This window comes from Agrobacterium sp. MCAB5 (assembly GCF_052114365.1).
GTDB lineage: Bacteria > Pseudomonadota > Alphaproteobacteria > Rhizobiales > Rhizobiaceae > Agrobacterium > Agrobacterium tumefaciens.
Map to the genome: position 1 here is coordinate 1 of NZ_JBFREP010000232.1, position 480 is coordinate 480.

1 protein-coding gene is annotated in these 480 nt (G+C 56.5%); it reads right to left on the minus strand.

Going from position 1 to position 480, the window contains the following annotated elements:
• Positions 1–364: ATP-binding cassette domain-containing protein (locus tag AB4Z23_RS28380; protein WP_441361294.1), on the minus strand; the 364-nt coding region annotated here is incomplete at its 3' end.
• Positions 365–480 lie beyond the last annotated feature (116 nt).

Here is a 480-nt window from a genome sequence, read left to right on the forward strand (position 1 = left end):
GCTTTGGCAAGCGCGGCAGCAGCAAGTTCTGGGCAACCGTGAGATTGGGGACCAGGCTGAGCTCTTGAAAAGCGGTTGCGACACCACATGCGCGAGCTTCGTTTATCGATGACGGCGCGTAGCGCGAGCCATGCAACGCCATGTTTCCGCGATCTGGCCGCACGGCACCGGTCAGAATTTTGACGAGCGTCGATTTTCCAGCTCCGTTCTCGCCCAGGAGAGCGTGAACCTCGCCCGGTTGGAGGGCTATATTTGCAGCCTCCAGCGCCACTGTCGCACCGTAAGATTTACTCAATCCTTCAGTCGACAGCGCAGAGAGGCCTATGGGCGTCATAGCTGACGCCAGATTGCTTTTCAGTGTCAAAATTTTTCCTCCTCCCACGCGGCCGATCCTCCTACGGACACCGCTGGAAACGTTCTCTGAGAACGTTTCCATTAAGCGCAGGCACTGGCGTTTCGTCAATAGGAAAATGAATGTGG